We start from the raw sequence: 2,220 nt of genomic DNA, 5'->3' as shown, positions 1-2,220 counted from the left end.
GACGATGGAAACGCCGCGCGCCGTCCCTCGCGGCATTTGGAGGTATGACATGACCACGGCCAAGGACATCATGCACCCCGGTGCGCAGTGGATTCCGGCAACCGAGACCCTCGACCGAGCCGCCCAGCTGATGCGGGACCTCGACGTGGGCGCCCTACCGGTGAGTGACGCCGACGAGCGCCTGTGCGGGATCATCACGGACCGCGACATCGTGGTCAAGTGCGTCGCCGAGGGCCATGACCCCGCCAACACGACCTGCGAGGAGCTGTGCGCGGGCACGCCTCGCTGGATCGACGCGGGCGCGGACGTCAGTGAGGTCCTGGAGGAGATGCGCAGCCACCAGATCAAGCGGCTGCCGGTCATCGAGAACAAGCGGCTGGTGGGCATGATCAGCGAGGCGGACCTGGCGCACCACCTGTCGGACGACCAGATCGCGGCCTTCGTGGAGAGCGTCTACTCGCAGTCCCGCTGAGCCCGCCGGGGCCGCGGTCCCGACCGTCGCACGCCTCACCCCCTGGGCCCGTCGCCGGCCCGCGAACGATGTCCCGCCGGCGGCGGGCCCCACCCTGCCGTCCGACGGCGGCGGGCCCCACCCTTGTCAGCTTCCGCGTGTGATGCCGAACACCTGCCGGTACAGGGCGAGTTCGGCCTCCATCGCGCGGACGACGGTGTCCTGCCGGCGGAATCCGTGGCCCTCGCCCTCGAAGGTCAGGTACGCGTGCGGTGCCCGCCCCCGGTCGAGCGCGTCGAGGAAGAGCTCGCACTGCGCGGGCGGGCAGACCGCGTCGTCCAGGCCCTGGAGCAGCAGGAACGGCACCCGGACCCGGTCGGCCCGCAGCACCGGCGAACGGTCCCGGTAGCGTGCGGCCGCCGTGTCGGGTGGCCCGATCAGCGACGTGAGGTAGTGGGACTCCAGGTCGTGGGTGACCTCCGCGAAAGTTGTCGGGTCGAGCACCGGATAGCTGATCACGGCGCCCGCGTAGAGGCCCTCGGTGGCCGGCGAGACCAGGGAGCAGGCCGCCGTCCAGCCGCCGGCGCTGCCGCCGCGGATCGCCAGCCGGTCGCGGTCGGCGAGGCCCTCGTCTGCCAGGGCCCTGGCCACCGCCGCGCAGTCCTCGACGTCCGCCACGCCCCACTGGCCGCGCAGCCGTTCCCGGTAGGCGCGGCCGTAGCCGGTCGAGCCGGCGTAGTCGACCTGGACGACGCCGATGCCGCGTGAGGTGAAGTAGGCGATCTCCAGGTCGAGCACCGCGGGAGCCCGTCCAGTGGGGCCGCCGTGCGCCCACACCACGTACGGGGGCGCCTCCTCGTCCGCGGCGGCGTGGCGCGGGTGGTGCGGCGGGTGGACGTGGGCGTGCACGGCACGGCCGTCGGGGCCGGTGAAGGTGCGGGGTCGCGGGTTCGGGTAGTGGGCGGGGTCCACGACGTCGCGGTGCTCCTCGGCGACCACCCGGGTGTGCCCGGTGGCGGTGTCCAGTTCGACGATCTCCGGGCCGCTGTGCGGGCTCGCCGCGATGCCGAGGACCCGGTCGCCGACGACGGCGAGCGCCGGTGCCCACTCGGTCCAGGGGCCGGGCGCGTCGACGAGGTCGCCGCCGGAGGGGTCGAGCACTCCCAGGCGGGCCGCGCCGCGGCCGTGCAGGACGGCCAGCAGGCCGTCCTGCAGCGGGGCGAACCAGCGTTGGCCCGGCTTCCAGAGCGCGTCGGCGAACTCCTCCTCCCGCGGACAGAGGTTGACCGGTGGCCCTCCGTCCAGCGGGACCCGGTGGGGGTTCCACCAGCCGGTGCGGTCGCTGACGGCCAGGAGGGTGCCGTCGACGGCCCAGTCGGCCTGCGCGACGGACTCGGACGGCCCGCCGAGCAGCGTGCGCGGCGCCCCGACGGTGGCAAGGGGGCCGTCGGTGCCGAGTTCGGCGACCCGCAGCAGGGTGCTCTCCCACGGCATGCGGGGGTGGTCCCAGGTGAGCCACAGCAGGTGCCGGCCGTCCGGGGAGCGCCGGGGCCCGGCGAGGAAGCGACCGTCGACGACCAACTCCCTTACCGCTCCGGGTTCGTGGGCGGCGGAGCCGTCGAGCGGGACGGCGACCAGCGCACGTTGCACGTCGGTGGGTCGTTCGCCGGTGAACTCCTCGCGGACGCACCACACTTCGCCGAGGTCGGGCTGTGGTACCAGGTCGACGTAGCGCGGGCCGCCGCCGCGCCCGGTGGGCGGGGTGAGGG

At 74.3% G+C, this 2,220-nt stretch carries 2 protein-coding genes; one reads left to right on the top strand and one right to left on the bottom strand.

From position 1 onward, the window contains the following. Positions 1–49 precede the first annotated feature (49 nt). Positions 50–472, top strand: a complete 423-nt coding sequence (locus GL263_RS25370; RefSeq protein WP_182858079.1) for a CBS domain-containing protein — start codon at positions 50–52, stop codon at positions 470–472. A 126-nt stretch (positions 473–598) separates the two neighbouring features. Here GL263_RS25370 and GL263_RS25365 read toward each other — a convergent pair. Further along, positions 599–2,220, bottom strand: a 1,622-nt coding sequence (locus tag GL263_RS25365) for a S9 family peptidase (RefSeq protein WP_182858078.1), incomplete at its 5' end; no start/stop codon positions are given.

It is taken from the genome of Streptomyces durbertensis (assembly GCF_014156695.1).
GTDB lineage: Bacteria > Actinomycetota > Actinomycetes > Streptomycetales > Streptomycetaceae > Streptomyces > Streptomyces durbertensis.
Note: the sequence above shows the minus strand (reverse complement) of the source record. Positions and strands in the feature narration are given on the sequence as shown.

What these genes read in the sequence shown, in the direction of transcription:
- GL263_RS25370 (WP_182858079.1), top strand. Translation starts at nt 50, where the DNA reads ATGACCACGGCCAAGGACATCATGCACCCCGGTGCGCAGTGGATTCCG.